The sequence below is a fragment of the Pseudomonas sp. S09G 359 genome (assembly GCF_002843605.1).
GTDB lineage: Bacteria > Pseudomonadota > Gammaproteobacteria > Pseudomonadales > Pseudomonadaceae > Aquipseudomonas.
Map to the genome: position 1 here is coordinate 6,212,294 of NZ_CP025263.1, position 16,740 is coordinate 6,229,033.

The 16,740-nt window shown below is 61.3% G+C and carries 14 protein-coding genes; 11 read left to right on the top strand and 3 right to left on the bottom strand.

Annotation, left to right across the window (positions count from 1 at the left end; genetic code table 11):
* Positions 1 to 133 precede the first annotated feature (133 nt).
* The gene (locus CXQ82_RS28620) at positions 134 to 1,108 is read left to right on the top strand and encodes a serine/threonine protein kinase (protein WP_101273295.1); all 975 of its coding nucleotides are present in this window, start codon (positions 134 to 136) and stop codon (positions 1,106 to 1,108) included.
* A gap of 134 nt (positions 1,109 to 1,242) precedes the next feature.
* Positions 1,243 to 2,127, top strand: a complete 885-nt coding sequence (rarD, locus tag CXQ82_RS28625; protein ID WP_101273296.1) for an EamA family transporter RarD — start codon at positions 1,243 to 1,245, stop codon at positions 2,125 to 2,127.
* Between the two features lie 223 nt (positions 2,128 to 2,350).
* Here the strand turns inward: rarD and CXQ82_RS28630 are convergent, their stop codons facing one another.
* The gene (locus CXQ82_RS28630) at positions 2,351 to 2,863 is read right to left on the bottom strand and encodes a glycine cleavage system protein R (protein WP_101273297.1); all 513 of its coding nucleotides are present in this window, start codon (positions 2,861 to 2,863) and stop codon (positions 2,351 to 2,353) included.
* Between the two features lie 266 nt (positions 2,864 to 3,129).
* Here CXQ82_RS28630 and CXQ82_RS28635 point away from each other — a divergent pair, with 266 nt between their 5' ends.
* Entirely contained in the window at positions 3,130 to 5,307 is a 2,178-nt protein-coding gene (locus CXQ82_RS28635) for a malate synthase G (RefSeq protein ID WP_101273298.1), read from the top strand.
* A 169-nt stretch (positions 5,308 to 5,476) separates the two neighbouring features.
* Here the strand turns inward: CXQ82_RS28635 and CXQ82_RS28640 are convergent, their stop codons facing one another.
* Positions 5,477 to 5,923, bottom strand: a complete 447-nt coding sequence (locus CXQ82_RS28640; RefSeq protein WP_101273299.1) for a response regulator — start codon at positions 5,921 to 5,923, stop codon at positions 5,477 to 5,479.
* A gap of 245 nt (positions 5,924 to 6,168) precedes the next feature.
* Between CXQ82_RS28640 and CXQ82_RS28645 the strand changes: the two genes are divergently transcribed.
* The 8 genes from CXQ82_RS28645 to CXQ82_RS28680 all read left to right on the top strand — a co-directional run bounded on the left by CXQ82_RS28645 (position 6,169) and on the right by CXQ82_RS28680 (position 15,147).
* Positions 6,169 to 8,091 carry a putative nucleotidyltransferase substrate binding domain-containing protein gene (locus CXQ82_RS28645; RefSeq protein ID WP_101273882.1) on the top strand — a complete coding sequence of 641 codons (1,923 nt, stop codon included), beginning with the start codon at positions 6,169 to 6,171 and terminating at the stop codon, positions 8,089 to 8,091.
* Positions 8,088 to 8,795 (top strand): PolC-type DNA polymerase III, encoded by a 708-nt coding sequence (locus CXQ82_RS28650; RefSeq protein ID WP_101273300.1) that lies wholly within the window; start codon positions 8,088 to 8,090, stop codon positions 8,793 to 8,795. The genes CXQ82_RS28645 and CXQ82_RS28650 overlap by 4 nt, the downstream gene beginning before the upstream one ends.
* A gap of 100 nt (positions 8,796 to 8,895) precedes the next feature.
* Positions 8,896 to 9,414, top strand: coding sequence for an RNA polymerase sigma factor (locus tag CXQ82_RS28655; protein WP_101273301.1), 519 nt, complete (start codon positions 8,896 to 8,898; stop codon positions 9,412 to 9,414).
* Positions 9,411 to 10,379, top strand: a complete 969-nt coding sequence (locus CXQ82_RS28660; protein ID WP_101273302.1) for a FecR domain-containing protein — start codon at positions 9,411 to 9,413, stop codon at positions 10,377 to 10,379. The genes CXQ82_RS28655 and CXQ82_RS28660 overlap by 4 nt, the downstream gene beginning before the upstream one ends.
* Before the next feature lie 205 nt (positions 10,380 to 10,584).
* Entirely contained in the window at positions 10,585 to 13,023 is a 2,439-nt protein-coding gene (locus tag CXQ82_RS28665) for a TonB-dependent siderophore receptor (RefSeq protein WP_101273303.1), read from the top strand.
* A gap of 61 nt (positions 13,024 to 13,084) precedes the next feature.
* Positions 13,085 to 14,188, top strand: coding sequence for a PepSY domain-containing protein (locus CXQ82_RS28670; protein ID WP_101273304.1), 1,104 nt, complete (start codon positions 13,085 to 13,087; stop codon positions 14,186 to 14,188).
* Positions 14,185 to 14,367, top strand: coding sequence for a hypothetical protein (locus CXQ82_RS28675; RefSeq protein ID WP_101273305.1), 183 nt, complete (start codon positions 14,185 to 14,187; stop codon positions 14,365 to 14,367). Before CXQ82_RS28670 ends, CXQ82_RS28675 begins: the two co-directional genes overlap by 4 nt.
* Before the next feature lie 150 nt (positions 14,368 to 14,517).
* Complete coding sequence (locus tag CXQ82_RS28680; RefSeq protein WP_101273306.1) at positions 14,518 to 15,147, top strand: glutathione S-transferase family protein; 630 nt, start codon at positions 14,518 to 14,520, stop codon at positions 15,145 to 15,147.
* 175 nt (positions 15,148 to 15,322) lie between these two features.
* Here the strand turns inward: CXQ82_RS28680 and creD are convergent, their stop codons facing one another.
* Positions 15,323 to 16,696: a cell envelope integrity protein CreD gene (gene creD / locus CXQ82_RS28685; protein ID WP_101273307.1), complete on the bottom strand. Its 1,374-nt coding sequence runs from the start codon at positions 16,694 to 16,696 to the stop codon at positions 15,323 to 15,325.
* Between the last annotated feature and the right edge of the window lie 44 nt (positions 16,697 to 16,740).

Below are 16,740 nucleotides of genomic sequence, written 5' to 3' on the forward strand. Positions count from 1 at the left end.
CTACAGGTTAAACGCGGTCTCCTGTGGGAGGGGGCTTGCCCCCGATGAGGCCAGTACAGACACCACCTATCTACCGCCGTGTGCGTTACCATACCGAGCCGGACGCGGCGCCCTGCTGCGCGCAGGAGTTCGCATGGCCCATCCGTTTGAAACACTCACCCCCGACCTCGTACTCGACGCCGTCGAAAGCATCGGTTTTCTCAGCGATGCTCGCGTTCTTGCGCTCAACAGCTACGAAAACCGCGTGTATCAGGTGGGCATCGAAGACTCCGAACCGCTGATCGCCAAGTTTTACCGCCCACAGCGCTGGACCAACGAAGCGATCCTTGAAGAACACCGTTTCACTTTCGAACTGGCCGAGTGCGAAGTACCGGTGGTGGCGCCGCTGATCCACAACGGCGAAAGCCTGTTCGAGCACGCCGGGTTCCGCTTCACCCTGTTCCCCCGCCGTGGCGGCCGTGCGCCGGAGCCAGGCAACCTCGATCAACTCTATCGCCTTGGGCAATTGCTCGGTCGTTTGCACGCCGTGGGTTCCACCCGCCCGTTCGAACACCGCGAAGCACTGGGCGTGAAGAACTTCGGTCACGATTCGCTCAACACCTTGCTCGAAGGCAATTTCATCCCCAAGAGCCTGCTGCCGGCCTATGAGTCAGTGGCCCGCGACCTGCTCAAACGTGTCGAAGAGGTGTACAAGGCCACGCCGCACAAGAACATCCGCATGCATGGCGATTGCCACCCCGGCAACATGATGTGCCGCGATGAGATGTTCCATATCGTCGACCTCGACGACTGCCGCATGGGCCCGGCGGTGCAGGACCTGTGGATGATGCTCGCCGGAGATCGTCAGGAATGTCTCGGCCAGCTGTCGGAATTGATGGACGGCTACCAGGAGTTCCACGACTTCGACCCGCGCGAACTGGCGTTGATCGAACCGCTGCGCGCGTTGCGCCTGATGCACTACAGCGCCTGGCTCGCGCGGCGCTGGGACGACCCGGCATTCCCCCACAGCTTCCCGTGGTTCGGTAGCGAGCGGTATTGGGGCGATCAGGTACTGGCGTTGCGTGAGCAGCTCTCGGCGCTCAACGAAGAACCGTTGAAACTCTTCTGACTGCTTTTGCCTTAAATGTGGGAGAGGCTTGCCCCCCTCCCACACAAAGCCAACCTCATTACTAAGCAAGTCCCATTGCCTGACAAATATCCTTACAATCGCGCTTTGTTAGCTGCCTAAGCAAGGATTCTGCAATGCACGCCGCCAACCCCCGCAAGGGGTACATCCTGGGCCTGAGCGCCTACGTCATCTGGGGCCTGTTCCCGCTCTACTTCAAAGCCATTGCCAGCGTACCCGCCGCCGAAATCATCGTGCACCGCGTGTTGTGGTCGGCGTTGTTCGGCGGTTTGCTGCTGATGGTGTGGAAGCACCCGGGCTGGTTCCGCGAACTGCGTGACAACCCCAAGCGCCTGGCGATCCTGGCCCTGAGCGGTTCGTTGATTGCGGGTAACTGGCTGACCTATGTGTGGTCGGTAAACAGCGGGCGCATGCTCGAAGCCAGCCTGGGTTACTACATCAACCCGCTGGTGAATGTGCTGCTCGGCATGCTGCTCCTCGGCGAACGCCTGCGCCGGTTGCAGTGGGTGGCCGTCGGGCTGGCGGCGGTGGGTGTGGCGCAACAGGTGTGGCAAGTGGGCAGTTTGCCGTGGGTGTCACTGGTATTGGCACTGACTTTCGGGTTCTACGGGCTTATCCGCAAGCAGGCGCCCGTCAAGGCCTTGCCGGGGCTGGTGGTGGAAACCTGGATGCTGGTACCGATTGCCGTGGCGTGGTTGCTGTTCAACCCGTCGGCCCACAGTGCGCAGCTGGCGTTCTGGAGCACCTCCGAAGCCTGGTGGCTGGTGGCAGCCGGCCCGGTGACGCTGATCCCGCTGGTGTGCTTCAACGCCGCCGCACGGCATTTGCCCTACACCGCATTGGGCTTTTTACAGTATGTGGCGCCGACCCTGGTGCTACTGGAAGCCGTGTTGCTGTTTGGTGAACACCTGGCGACCAGCACACTGATCGCCTTCGCGTTTATCTGGGCCGGGCTGGTGGTGTACAGCCTGGATGCCTGGCTGAGCGTGCGCAAACGCTGATCAAATAACGTACAAACCTCTGCAAGCCACAGTTAACGTGGCTTGCAGCGATCCACCCCAAGGTTATCCACAACCTGATCCCCGCCATTTGTGCACAAGCCGTTGAAACTGCTCGTTTTTTGCTCAGATCGCGAAGAAGCCCGGCCGGCGTGGCCTGGCGCCGGGTCTCTACAGGTTATCCACAGGCCCATGCAAGATTTCCATGCATAACCTTGTGGCCCGATTATTCCTCGTGGTGCAGTTCCACCATCAAATCATCCGCCAGGGTTTCGAGAGACAGCTGCAAGGTATCCAGGGCCAAAGCCGTCGGCACCTGCAACAGCGCCTCGGCGGTAAATAATGGATCACCGCTCATCGGCGCCGGGCGCACATCCGTGCTCAGGCTTTCCAGGTTCACGCCTTGCTTGCTCAAGAGCGAGGTTATTTCGCGCACGATGCCCGCGCGGTCGTTGCCCACCAGCGTCATCATGATCGATTTGGAGGCCGAGGCCTGCCCGGCACTGCCCTCGCCCACCAGCACGCGAATGCCGTGTGTGGATAAGTCCTCCAGCGCGCCGACCAGCGCCTGGCGCTGTTCGGCCGGCACACTGACGCGCAGAATCCCGGCAAACTGCCCGGCCATATGCGCCATGCGGCTTTCCAGCCAGTTGCCGCCATGGGCCGCAATGTTCTGCGCAATGCGTTCAACCAGGCCGGGTTTGTCGGCGGCGATAATAGTGAGTACAAGATGGTCCATGGCGAAGCCCTCTGAATTCAATCTACAAGGTGGACCCGGGGGCCCTCGAAAACAAATCGTGTACCATTTTTATATTTATCTGGAACAATCCAATAGTTTTTTGAGAACATCCGGTTCTCCGCTGTGACCGTACGACCAAAGTGGGTCGCTAAACGACGTATTTAGTCTAATTTTCACAACCGCAAGTCATCATGTAGTATGCCCAACCGTGCACTACATAATGAAAATCTGAAACAGCGCATAAGCTCCGCAGAGTGAGGCAAGCAATGACTGAACACGTTCAAGTCGGTGGCCTGCAGGTCGCCAAAGTCCTGTTCGACTTCGTGAACAACGAAGCCATTCCCGGTACCGGCATTACTGCCGATCAGTTCTGGGCCGGCGCCGACAAGGTCATCCACGACCTGGCACCGAAGAACAAAGCCCTACTCGCCAAACGCGACGATTTCCAGGCGCGGATCGACACCTGGCACCAGACCCATGCCGGCCAGGCCCACGACCCGGTGGCCTACAAAGCCTTCCTGCAAGACATCGGATACCTGCTGCCAGAAGCCGCAGACTTCCAGGCCTCGACCCAAAACGTCGACGACGAAATTGCCCGCATGGCCGGCCCACAGCTGGTCGTGCCGGTGATGAACGCGCGCTTCGCCCTCAACGCCTCCAATGCGCGCTGGGGCTCGCTGTACGACGCGCTGTATGGCACCGATGCCATCAGCGAAGCCGACGGCGCCGAAAAGGGCAAGGGCTACAACAAGGTACGCGGTGACAAGGTGATTGCCTTCGCCCGCGCCTTCCTCGACGAAGCCGCGCCGCTCAGCGCCGGCAGCCACGCCGACTCCACCGGCTACAAGATTGTCGACGGCATGCTGATCGTCAGCCTCAAGGGCGGCAGCAACAGCGGCCTGCGCGACGATGCGCAACTGATTGGTTTCCAGGGCCCAGCGGCCGAGCCGATTGCGATCCTGCTGAAACACAACGGCCTGCACTTCGAAATCCAGATCGACGCCAGCACCCCGGTCGGCCAGACCGACGCCGCCGGCGTCAAAGACGTGCTGATGGAAGCTGCGCTGACCACCATCATGGACTGCGAAGACTCCGTTGCCGCCGTCGATGCCGATGACAAAGTGGTGATCTACCGCAACTGGCTCGGCCTGATGAAAGGCGACCTCGCCGAAGAAGTGGCCAAGGGCGGCAAAACCTTCACCCGCACCATGAACGCCGACCGCGTGTATACCGGCGTGGATGGCCAGGACGTGACCCTGCACGGTCGTTCGCTGCTGTTCGTGCGCAACGTTGGACACCTGATGACCATCGACGCGATCCTCGACAAAGACGGCAACGAAGTGCCGGAAGGCATCCTCGACGGCCTGCTCACCAGCCTGGCGGCGATCCACAGCCTCAACGGCACCAGCAGCCGCAAGAACAGCCGCACCGGTTCCGTGTACATCGTGAAGCCGAAGATGCATGGCCCGGAAGAAGCCGCGTTCACCAACGAGCTGTTCGGCCGCATCGAAGACGTACTGAACCTGCCGCGCAACACCCTGAAAGTCGGGATCATGGACGAGGAGCGCCGCACCACGGTGAACCTCAAGGCCTGCATCAAGGCGGCCAGCGAGCGTGTGGTGTTTATCAACACCGGCTTCCTCGACCGCACCGGCGACGAGATCCACACCTCCATGGAAGCCGGCGCGATGGTGCGCAAGGCCGCCATGAAGGCCGAAAAATGGATTGGCGCGTACGAAAACTGGAACGTCGATATCGGCTTGAGCACCGGCCTGCAAGGTCGTGCGCAGATCGGTAAAGGCATGTGGGCAATGCCCGACCTGATGGCGGCGATGCTCGAGCAGAAAATCGCCCACCCACTGGCCGGCGCCAACACCGCCTGGGTACCGTCGCCGACGGCGGCTGCGTTGCATGCGCTGCACTATCACAAGGTCGACGTGTTCGCCCGCCAGGCCGAACTGGCCAAACGCGAACGGGCGTCGGTGGACGACATCCTGACGATTCCTCTGGCCAGCAACACCGATTGGTCTGACGAAGAAATCCGTAACGAACTGGACAACAACGCCCAGGGCATCCTCGGCTATGTAGTCCGCTGGATCGACCAGGGCGTCGGCTGCTCCAAGGTGCCGGACATCAACGATGTGGGCCTGATGGAAGACCGCGCCACCCTGCGTATTTCCAGCCAGCACATCGCCAACTGGCTGCGCCATGGCATCGTCAACGAAGCCCAGGTGCTGGAAAGCCTCAAGCGCATGGCGCCGGTGGTGGACCGTCAAAACGCCGGGGATGCGCTGTACCGCCCACTGGCCCCGGATTTCGACAGCAACATCGCGTTCCAGGCAGCGGTGGAGCTGGTGATTGAAGGGACCAAGCAGCCGAATGGCTACACCGAGCCGGTGTTGCATCGCCGGCGTCGGGAGTTCAAGGCTAAAAACGGCCTGTAAATGAAAAAGCCCTGATCGAGAGATCAGGGCTTTTTCTTTGGGGGTGTGGTGGCTGGGCTGGCCTCATCGGGGGCAAGTCGAATCGTCGCACCGCCCCTCCCACATTTGAAATGCATTCCCCTGTGGGAGGGGGCTTGCCCCCGATGAGGCCAGCACATTCACCACAAAATCAGGAAGCCATGCCCAATTCCCGCTTCACCATCTTTGCCAACTTCACGCTATCAATCGGCTTGAGCAAAAAGTCCACCACACTCAAATGCATCGCATCAATCACATCCGGCGCCTCGGCATCCCCCGACATGATAATGATCGGCAGCGCCGCCCGGGTAGAACTGCGTACTTTGCGGATCAATTCAAGGCCATTGCTCGGCGCCATGCGCAGGTCGGTGATCAGCAAACCGATGGCACTGCTGGAGCTCAACAACTCCCACGCTGTCTTGCCACTGTCGGCGGTCATGCAGCGAATACCGTCCAGGCCCAGGATTTCCGCCAGCAGCTCACGCGCGTCCTTGTCGTCGTCAACAATCAACACGCGTTGCGGTGGTAAATCAGGCTCCAGCATCACGGCGCTCAGCGCCTCGCGCTCGGCATCGCTCAAAATATCGTGGTCGGACATACGGTTCTCAGCAGTTCTATTCAATCTCCCAGCACACTCGTCAGACATCTGCGGAAGGGCGATCAATGTGCACTTCGTCGGAAAGTTTGACTAGTGGGTGTTCTACGGGGTTTGGACGATAGTCATGTAAGGTTTTTCCTTAGTTTTGTGACGATTTCATAGACCTAGACTTACGTCCAATGGGCACCCGCCGCGCGGGAGTCGACCATGCAGGACGATAACGACAAAAAAATGCGGTCATGTTTATGAGTAAAGCTGATGCCTTCGCCGAGGCGGGGAAAACTGCTGTATTGCAGAACATCCACGGCACCCTGCAGTTCCTGCAACGCTTCCCGCCGTTCAACCAGATGGAACAGGCGCACCTGGCGTTTCTGGTCGAGCAGTGCCAACTGCGTTTTTTTGGCCCCGGCGATAGCATTCTCAAGCCGTCGGGCGGGCCGGTGGAGCATTTCTACATCATCAAGCAGGGCCGCGTCGTGGGCGAACGGCCGGACTCCACCGAGCCAACCTTCGAAATCACCACCGGCGAGTGCTTCCCCCTGGCGGCGCTGCTCGGTGAACGGGCCACGCGCACCGAGCACAAAGCCGCCGAAGACACCTTCTGCCTGCAGCTGAACAAGCCGGCGTTTATAAAGTTGTTCGCACTGTCGAGCCCGTTTCGTGAATTTGCCCTGCGGTGTGTCAGCAGCCTGCTGGATCAGGTCAACCAGCAGGTGCAGCAAAAAGCCGTGGAAACCCTGGGCACTCAATATTCCCTGAACACCCGCTTGGGCGAATTGGCCATGCGCCACCCGGTGACCTGCAGCCCCCAGACCCCACTGCGCGAGGCGGTCACGCTGATGCACGAGCAGCAAGTGGGCAGCATCGTGATCGTCGACGAACACAAGGCGCCCCTGGGGATTTTCACCCTGCGCGACCTGCGCCAGGTAGTGGCGGACGGCACCAGCGATTTCAGCCAGGGCATCGACGCCCATATGACCCAGGCGCCGTTCTTTCTAACCCCGGACCACAGCGCCTTCGACGCGGCCATCGCCATGACCGAGCGGCATATCGCCCACGTGTGCCTGGTGAAAGACCAGCGCCTGTGTGGCGTGGTGTCCGAGCGCGACCTGTTTTCCCTGCAGCGGGTGGACCTGGTGCACCTGGCCCGTACCATCCGCAATGCGCCCCGAGTGGATAACCTGGTGGCGATTCGCGGCGAGATCGGCCAACTGGTTGAGCGCATGCTCGCCCATGGCGCGTCCTCGACCCAGATCACCCACATTATTACCTTGCTCAACGATCACACCGTGTGCCGGGTGATCGAGCTGACCCTGGCTGAAAAAGGCGACCCGGGGGTGCCGTTCAGCTGGTTGTGTTTCGGCAGCGAAGGCCGGCGCGAGCAGACGCTGTACACCGACCAGGACAACGGCATTCTGTTCGACGCCAAGGACGCCGTCGACGCCGCAATGATCCGTGGCCGCCTGCTGCCCCTGGCGCAGCAGATCAACCAGAGCCTGGCGCTGTGCGGTTTCAGCCTATGCAAGGGCAATATCATGGCCGGCAACCCTGAGCTATGCCTGTCGCGGGCCGAGTGGGCGCGGCGCTTCGGCGCGTTTATCCGCGAGGCCACGCCGGAGAATCTGCTGAGTTCGAGCATCTATTTCGACCTGCGCGTGGTGTGGGGCGACGAGCGTGGCTGCGAGCAACTGCGCCAGGGCATCCTCGACCAGGTGGCGGACAATCGCCTGTTCCAGCGCATGATGGCCGAGAACGCTTTGCGCCAGCGCCCGCCCGTAGGACGCTTCCGCGAATTCGTGCTCACGCGTAAAGGTAGCGAAAAGGCCACCCTCGACCTCAAGGTGCAGGGCCTTACGCCGTTTGTCGACGGCGCGCGGTTGCTGGCCCTGGCCAATGGCATCCACGCCAACAACACCCTGGAGCGCCTGCGCCAGTTGGTGGTCAAGGAAGTCATCGAGCCACTGGATGGCGCCGCCTATGAAGAGGCTTATCACTTTATTCAGCAAACCCGCATGCAGCAGCACCAGTTGCAGACCCGGGAAAATCAGCCGTATTCCAACCGCGTCGACCCCGACAGCCTCAACCACCTGGACCGACGCATCCTGCGTGAATCCTTGCGCCAGGCCCAGCGCCTGCAAAGCAGCCTGACCTTTCGGTACCAACTGTGAGTTTGTTCAGTTGGCTGCGTACGAAAAAGCCCGGGCTCGACGCCGGCCAACAACAGCGCCTGGCGCAATTGCCCAAGCCTGCCGTGCTGGGTGATGGCCCCCTGCACAACCAGCGCTGGGTGGTGGTGGACCTGGAAACCAGCGGCCTGAACCTCAACCGCGACCAGGTGCTGTCCATCGGCGCGGTGGTGATCGAAGACGGCGCGGTGGATTTTTCCCAGTTGTTCGAGCGCACCCTGCACCGCACCGACACCAAGCTCAGCCCCAGCGTGCTGATCCACGGCCTGGGACCCAGCGCCATCGCCGCCGGCAGCGACCCGGTGGAGGCGCTGCTGGATTTTATGGCATTTGTCGGCGACAGCCCGCTGCTCGCGTTCCATGCGCCGTTCGATCAACACATGCTCGGCCGTGCGCTCAAGGACAGCCTGGGCTACCGCCTGACGCATACTTTTCTGGATGTTGCCGAGATCGCCCCGCTGCTGTGCCCCGAGGCGCACATCCGCGAAGCCGGGCTGGACGACTGGATCCACCATTTCAACCTGCAGGTGGGCGAGCGCCATCACGCCAGCGCCGATGCCCTGGCCACGGCGGAGCTGATGCTGATCCTGTTCAGCCGCGCGCGCCGGCAGCACATCGATACGCCTCAGGCGCTGCAAGAGCGTTTTAGCCAATGGAAACGGCGTAAACAAGCGCCATCGTTTTAATGTCATCTCCCGACAGACGCCAATTGCGCCCATTCCCTGCCTCTGACACAATCGCGAATAATTCTCGTTAGTTTAAATCTCTTGTTTATTCGGTGATGCCTTGTCGTCGGTCCAGAACCCACACAGTGAGCTTGTTGGCGCGTTGTATCGCGACCATCGTGGCTGGCTGTTGGCCTGGCTGCGGCGCAATGTGGCCTGCCCGAGCCGCGCCGAAGACCTGAGCCAGGACACGTTCATGCGCCTGCTCGGCCGTGACGAGCTGCGCGAACCCCGCGAGCCACGCGCGTTTCTGGTGGCCATCGCCAAGGGCTTGCTGTTCGACTACTTCCGCCGCGCCGCGCTGGAACAGGCCTACCTCACCGAACTGATGCTGATCCCCGAAAGCGAACACCCCTCGCCGGAAGCACAGCAACTGATCCTCGAAGACCTCAAGGCCATCGACCGCCTGCTCGGCAAGCTGTCGAGCAAGGCCCGCGCGGCGTTCCTCTATAACCGCCTCGACGGCCTGGGCCACGCGGAGATCGCCCAGCGCCTGGGCGTGTCCGTGCCGCGTGTGCGCCAGTACCTCGCCCAAGGTATCCGCCAGTGCTACATCGCACTGTATGGCGAGCCGTCGTGAGCGTGATCGGTTCCAAACCGGTGTCGGCGCGTGTGCTGGATGCGGCGATTGCCTGGCAACTGTCCCTCGATTCGGGCGACGGCAGCGCGATAGAACGCGAAGAATTCAGCAAATGGCTGGCCAGCCATGAAGAACACGCCCGCGCGTGGCGCCAGTTGGGCATGCTCGACCAGCGCTTCAGCATCGCCTCGGGCCCGGCGCGGGTGGCGTTGTTGCAGTCGCGCGAAGCGGTTCGCCAGCGCGTGCGCAAGCTGGGCAGTGGCCTGGCGAGCATCGCGCTGGTATGCGGCCTGGCGTTGTTCGCTGGCGAGCGCTATGTGCCGATCCACTATTGGCTGGCCGACCAGCGCACCGCCACCGGCGAACAGCGCACGCTGAAACTGGCGGACGGCACGGTGATCAACCTCAATACCCACAGCGCCATCGACGTGCGTTTCGATGAAAAGCGCCGGCTGATCGTGTTGCAGGAAGGCGAAATCCTCGTCGAAACCGGCCACAACGATGCGCGCCCGTTCTATGTGCAAACCCGCGACGGCAACCTGCGTGCGCTGGGCACACGGTTTATCGTCAAGCGCGAAGACGACGCCACGCGCTTGAGCGTGCTGCAATCGGCGGTGGGCGCCCAGCCCGAGTCGCTGCAGCAGGAGCAGATCTTCAAGGAAGGCCAGCAAGTGCTGATGCGCAGCGACGGCCTCGGCCCGCTGCTGGCCGTAACCCCCGCCACCGACGCCTGGACGCGCGGCATGCTGGTGGTGGACAACGCCCGCCTGGGGGATGTGGTGCAGGAACTCAGCCGCTATCGCACCGGGTACTTGGGTGTGGATAACGACGTGGCCGATTTGCGCATCACCGGTAGCTTCCCGTTGCATGACACCACGTTGGCGCTGAACGCCCTGCTGCCGACGTTGCCGGTGCAGATTGAGCAGCACACGCCGTGGTGGGTGACGGTCAAGGGGAAGCCTTAGGTTCGGGGGGGCCAGGCCTATAGCTATCGGGGGCAAGCGCCCTCCCACATTTCGACCGCGGCGTAGTTCAAAGGTGGGAGGGGGCTTGCCCCCGATGAGGCCCTCAAACACACCACAAAAAAATATTTTCACCTTGCCCTATCACTTTTCAATTCTCATTCGGCACATAGGCAATTGCGAATTATTTCCATTCAGGAGCCGCCCTATGTCCCGCACGCTAGACACCTTGTTGCGCCCCAGCCTGTTAGCCGTGGCCATTGCCCTCAGCGCCCCGCTGGCCAGCACCTCGCTGTACGCCGCCGAACAAGCCTCCAGCGTGCGCGCCTACAACCTGCCGGCCGCCCCGTTGGCCAGCACCCTGAACCAGATCGCCAGCCAGGCCGGCCTGGCGCTGACCCTCAACCCGGCGCTGGCATCGGGCAAGACCTCGGCACCGGTGCAGGGCCAGTTCGATGCGCCGGGCGCGCTGCGTGAGGCACTGCGTGGCACCGGCTTGCAACTGGAGCAGAGCAGCGCGGGGACTTACAGCCTGGTAGCGGTTCCAGAAGGCGTGATGGCGCTGCCGGTGACCAATATCACCGGTCAGGGCAGTTATGAAAGCGCATGGGGCCCGGTGGACGGTTATGTAGCAACCCGCACAGCCGCCGGCACCAAGACTGATACGCCGATTGCCGAACTCCCTCGTTCGGTCACGGTGATCACGCGTAAACAAATGGAAGACCGCTCCGTTCTTAACCTCAACGATGCGCTGCGCTACACCGCTGGCGTGCAAAGCTCTGGTTATGGCTCCGATTCGCGCAGTGACTGGCTGCTGGTACGCGGTTTTGTCCCAACGCAATTCCTCGATGGCCTGCCACTGCCCAAAGGCAACTACGCGACACCGAAGATCGACACCTGGAACCTGGAGCGTATTGCTGTGCTGCGCGGCCCGGCGTCGTCTGTGTACGGGCAAACCCCACCCGGCGGCTTGCTGGATATGGTCAGCCGTCGTCCTCAGGCTGAACGCTCGAACGAAATTGAGGTGCAGGCCGGTAGCAACAATCACAAGCAGATCAACTTCGACAGCACCGGCAAGATCGACGACGAAGGCCAATTCCTCTATCGCGTCAGCGGCGTGGTGCGTGACAGCAATACGCCCGTGGATCACATTCCGGACAAGCGCTACAACGTTGCCCCGAGCCTGACCTGGAATATCAACGATGACACCAAGCTCACGCTGCTGACCCAGTTCACCCGCGACGATACCGGCATCACCGGGCAGTTCCTGCCGCTCCAAGGCACCAAACTGAGCTCGCCGGCCGGCAAGATTTCCCACCACAAGAACTTGGGTGATCCGGACTGGGAATTTTACGATCGCACCTATTACGCGCTGGGCTACGCCTTTGAAACGCGCCTGAACGATACCTGGCAGTACCATCAGAACCTGCGTTACACCAAGAACGATCTGTCGTTTCAAGGCATCACCGCCGGTGGTGCGTTCTTTCCGAATGGTCCTGAGGTCGCGGTGGACGCCGATGGCAACGTCAGCCGTTCTGCCGGTAAGGTGGATGAAAACATCGGCCAATTCGCCGTCGACAACAACTTCCAGGCCGACTTCCAGACGGGTGCTGTGAGCCACACGCTATTACTGGGCCTCGACCACCAGCGCTCCACCAGCGATGCGCGCTGGTTGTGGGGTTCGGCGGGTGTGCCGACCATCAACTTTAACCGACCGGTATATGGGCAGGACTTCTCCAACGTCCAGTATTTCACCATGTACGACTACACCCAGAAGACCCAGCAGACCGGCCTTTACGTCCAGGACCAGATGGCCCTCGACAACTGGCGCCTGACCCTCGGCGGGCGTGAAGACTGGGTGCATACCGGCACCACTTTCCACAACGCGAATGACGCCACTAACACCCAGCGCGACAAACACTTCAGTGGCAACGCCGCACTCAGCTATGTGTTCGACAACGGCATCACACCCTACTTGTCCTATGCCGAATCATTCCAGGCAGGCTCCGGCACCCAAGTGGGAACCACCGGGGCATTCAAGCCGACAGAAGGCAAACAGTATGAGGCGGGAATCAAGTATCAGCCGCCGGGCACCAAAGCCCTATTCACGGCGGCTGTATTCGACCTGACGCAACAGAACTCCACGGTGACCGAAGGCAGCATCACCCGGCAAGTCGGTGAAGTGCGCGTTCGCGGCCTGGAACTGGAAGCCAGCGCCGACGTTACCGAAAGCCTGAAGCTTGTAGGCTCCTATACCTACAACGACAGCGAAATCACCAAGGGCGCAACCGGTGAAGAAGGTAACCGTATGAATCAGCTGCCACGCAACCAAGCTACAGGCTGGGCCGACTACACCTGGCGCAGTGGCCTGCTGGACGGTTTCGGCGTAGGCGCGGGCGTACGCTACGTCGGCGACACCTACGGTAACGCCACCAACACTGACCTGGGTCATGTAGGTTCCTACACCGTTTACGATGCCTCGGTGCACTACGATCTTGGCCGCGTGAACAGTTCCATGAAGGGTGTGACCGTGGCCGTCGACGCCAAGAACATCTTCAACAAGGACTACCTGTCCACCTGTGACGGTTTCTACTGCTACTACGGCGACCAGCGTAACGTGGTTGCCAGCGTGAACTACAAATTCTAAGACGGTAAAACCGCTTACGAAGGGCCGCCTGAACCGCGGCCCTTTTGCCTTTGGAGCCGTGATGAAAAGCAAAACCATCCGCCGCTGGTCCTTCGTCCACACCTGGACCAGCCTGATCTGCACGGTATTCCTGCTGCTGCTCGCCCTCACTGGCCTGCCGTTGGTATTTCACCATGAGATCGACCACCTGCTCGGCAACGAGCCTGAGCTGGCGCAGATGCCCGCCGACACGCCGCAGCTCAACCTGGAGCAACTGGTGGCCAAGGCCCAGGCCCATCGCCCCGGTGAAGCCATGCAATACCTGGCGTGGGACGAGGACGACAAGAATGGCGTGATCGCGATCATGGCCGCCACGGCCGGTACTGAGCCCAATTCCTCTCACACCTTCATGCTGGATGCGCGCACCGGCGAATCGGTGGAAATGCCCTCGGCGAATGGCGGTTTCACGCTGTTCCTGCTGCGCCTGCATGTGGATATGTTCGCCGGGCTGCCGGGCAAGTTGCTGCTGGCGTTCATGGGCATTTTGTTTGTGGTCGCAATCATCTCGGGCACGGTGCTGTACCTGCCGTTTATGCGCCGGTTGAAATTCGCCACCGTACGCCAGGACAAATCCACCCGCCTGCGCTGGCTCGACCTGCACAACCTGATCGGCGTTGTCACCCTGACCTGGGCGCTGGTGGTGGGCGTGACCGGCGTGATCAGCGCCTGCGCCGACCTGATCATCGCCGCCTGGCGCACTGACAGCCTCAGCGCGATGATCGAGCCGTACAAAAATGCGCCGCCGCTGACCCTGCGCGCACCGGCCACCGAACTGCTGACCATCGCCGCCAAGGCTGCGCCGGGTATGGAGCCGGACTTTATCGCCTTCCCCGGCACGCGGTTTTCCAGCGAGCACCATTACGCCGTGTTCATGAAGGGCAGCACCCACCTGACCTCGCACCTGCTCACACCGGTATTGATCGACGCCAGCACCCTGGCCGTGACGGCCATCGCCGAACGGCCGTGGTACATGGACGCCATGGGCATGTCCCAGCCGCTGCACTTTGGCGACTATGGCGGCATGCCGATGAAGATCCTATGGGCGGTGCTGGATGTGCTGACCATCATTGTGCTGATCAGCGGGATTTACCTGTGGATCGTACGGCGCAAGGCGGGCACGCCATGAAGCCGCGTCAGTCGAATTTCTGGAAGGTGTTTGGGATTCCGCTGGGGATTGGTCTGCTCAGTGCGACTGGGTTGTTTGCGGCGTTGCTGGGGGATGGGTGGTGGGATTCGTTGAGTTGGGTGGGGCTGGGCATACCTGCCGCAATTGGGGTTTGGTCCTTGTTTAAGCCGCGCGGCTGAGGGCCTCATCGGGGGCAAGCCCCCTCCCACATTTTGATTTGTGAACACATTCAAGTGTGGGAGGGGGCTTGCCCCCGATGGCGCCCTGAAAAACTCGCCAGCCATTGCACAACCCTCTAGGCTAGCCGCAGCCTATTCAGAGGAATGCCCATGTCCGCTCCCAGCATGACCTTGTTCCACAACCCCGCTTCACCCTTCGTTCGCAAAGTCCGCGTGCTGCTGATCGAGACCGGTCAGCAGGACCGCGTGGCCCTGCAAAGCTGCATGCCAACCCCGGTCAACCCGGACGCCGAAGTGGTGCAAGGCAACCCTGTGGGCAAGATCCCCGCCCTGCGCCTGGCCGACGGTTCGGTGCTGCACGACAGCCGGGTAATCCTCGATTACGTCGACCACCAGCACGTCGGTAACCCGCTGATCCCCCGCGACGGCTCGGCCCGCTGGCGGCGCCTGACCCTGGCCTCGATGGCCGACGGCATCATGGACGCCGCCGTGCTGGTGCGTTATGAGTCGGCCCTGCGCCCACCGGAAAAACACTGGGCCCCCTGGCTCGATGAACAGCGCAACAAGATCCGTCGCACCCTCGCCGAGCTGGAACAGGACGCCATTGCCGAGTTGGCCAGCCACTTCGATGTCGCCGCTATCAGTGTGGCCTGCGCCCTGGGTTACCTCGACTTCCGCCACCCCGACATGCAATGGCGCGCAGACACTCCCCAGCTCGCCGCCTGGTACGCCGAGATCAGCCAGCGGCCTTCGATGCTGCAGACCCAGCCGCCGGTATAACTGACCAAACCAATCCCCTGTGGGAGCGGGCTTGCTCGCGAATGCGCTGGTTCAGTTGAAACATCTCTGACTGACATACCGCATTCGCGAGCAAGCCCGCTCCCACACTGTGCGGTGGCGTTGTTGAGGAAGTTGACCAGCCTGTCCCTTATTTGTTGATCCTCGCGCAACCCGATCATTGCACCCCCTCCAGGTCAAACTGCAGCGGTTCAACCGCCTTGCGCTTGCCTATGCCATACCAATCCAGCTTACGGGTCAGCACCATCACCGTGCCCAGCAGGCCGAACAACAACAGCGAGCCCATCAACAGCGCGTAGTCCTCGGCACTCAACAGCCCGTACAACAAGCCATACAACGCCGCCAACCCCGCCGAAAAGCCCAGGCCATGGGTGATGCTGCGCAGCACGTGGCACACGTAAAAACCGATCAGCAACACACAGGCACTCGCCGAAATCAGGTAAGCCAGTGCAAAGCCCAGGTGCTCGGACAACGACAACAGCAGCAGGTAGAAGAACGCCAGGGCAAAGCCCACCAGCGCGTACTGGATCGGGTGCACCGCCAGGCTCTTGAGCACTTCAAAGAGGAAGAAGCCGGCAAAGGTCAGGGCGATAAACAGCAGTGCATATTTGATCGCACGGTCGCTCTTGAGGTACTGGTCCACCGGGTCGATGAAGTTCACGCCAAAGCTGCGGCCGTTGAAGTCTTTGCAGCCCTGGCCGTCCAGGCAGGTTTGCAAGGCCTGTTCGAGGTTGGTGGAAAAGAACGTGGTCTGCCAGGTGGCCGTGAAGCCGGTATCGGTGATTTCACGCTGGGCCGGCAGGAAGTTGCCGATAAAGCTGGGGTGTGGCCAGTTGGACGCCAGCGAGACCTGGCTGGTCTTGCCCACGGGCACCACTTGCAGTTGCTCAGTGCCTTGCAGGCGCAGGTCGAAGGCAAAATCCACCACGTAAGGTTTTTTGCTGTCTTGCTCCGGCAGCGCCACATGCACGCCCTCACCCAGCCAGTCCACCTGGGAGCCCGGTGCGAACTCCAGGCGCTGGCTGCCCAGCTCCAGGCTCAGCGCGTTTTCAATGCCACGGATATCGCTGATACCCACCGCCAGAAACGCCGGCTCAAAACGGTAATCGGCAAAGTTCTCGGTGATACCCAGCTGCGCAGGCACCTCGAAACGCCCACTGATGCGGTTGTCGGCATGGAACAGCCGCGCCTGGTAGATGCCCCGTGCACGCAGTTCGGTTTGCACCTTGCCATCGAGTTCAAAACGGTCCGGCAGGAAATACAGACGACCACGCTCTTCGCGGGTTTCCTCGTAGCGTTTGTTGAGCTTTTCATTGAGTTTCCACTCGCGCACGGTCTTGCGGTACGGCACCACCATCACCGGGCCGGTGAGGCGCTGGCTGAAGCTGGAACTGCGGGCGATGTCTTCCAGTACCGCGTCGCGGGTGAGCTGACGGTCGGCAATGATCCCGTTGATCATCAGCAACGGAATCAGCAACAAAAGGATCAGCAGCGCAATCGCGCCAAGTTTGAAAAGCAGGCTGCGGTTCATGGGTCTCTCCCTGTTTTGATGGGGAGAGTCTGGCCAGCCCGTGT

Excerpts from the sequence above, each read along its gene's own strand:
- CXQ82_RS28620 (WP_101273295.1), top strand. The coding sequence starts at position 134 with ATGGCCCATCCGTTTGAAACACTCACCCCCGACCTCGTACTCGACGCC.
- rarD (WP_101273296.1), top strand. The coding sequence starts at position 1,243 with ATGCACGCCGCCAACCCCCGCAAGGGGTACATCCTGGGCCTGAGCGCC.
- CXQ82_RS28630 (WP_101273297.1), bottom strand. The coding sequence starts at position 2,863 with ATGGACCATCTTGTACTCACTATTATCGCCGCCGACAAACCCGGCCTG.
- CXQ82_RS28635 (WP_101273298.1), top strand. The coding sequence starts at position 3,130 with ATGACTGAACACGTTCAAGTCGGTGGCCTGCAGGTCGCCAAAGTCCTG.
- CXQ82_RS28640 (WP_101273299.1), bottom strand. The coding sequence starts at position 5,923 with ATGTCCGACCACGATATTTTGAGCGATGCCGAGCGCGAGGCGCTGAGC.
- CXQ82_RS28645 (WP_101273882.1), top strand. The coding sequence starts at position 6,169 with ATGAGTAAAGCTGATGCCTTCGCCGAGGCGGGGAAAACTGCTGTATTG.
- CXQ82_RS28665 (WP_101273303.1), top strand. The coding sequence starts at position 10,585 with ATGTCCCGCACGCTAGACACCTTGTTGCGCCCCAGCCTGTTAGCCGTG.
- CXQ82_RS28670 (WP_101273304.1), top strand. The coding sequence starts at position 13,085 with ATGAAAAGCAAAACCATCCGCCGCTGGTCCTTCGTCCACACCTGGACC.
- CXQ82_RS28675 (WP_101273305.1), top strand. The coding sequence starts at position 14,185 with ATGAAGCCGCGTCAGTCGAATTTCTGGAAGGTGTTTGGGATTCCGCTG.
- CXQ82_RS28680 (WP_101273306.1), top strand. The coding sequence starts at position 14,518 with ATGTCCGCTCCCAGCATGACCTTGTTCCACAACCCCGCTTCACCCTTC.
- creD (WP_101273307.1), bottom strand. The coding sequence starts at position 16,696 with ATGAACCGCAGCCTGCTTTTCAAACTTGGCGCGATTGCGCTGCTGATC.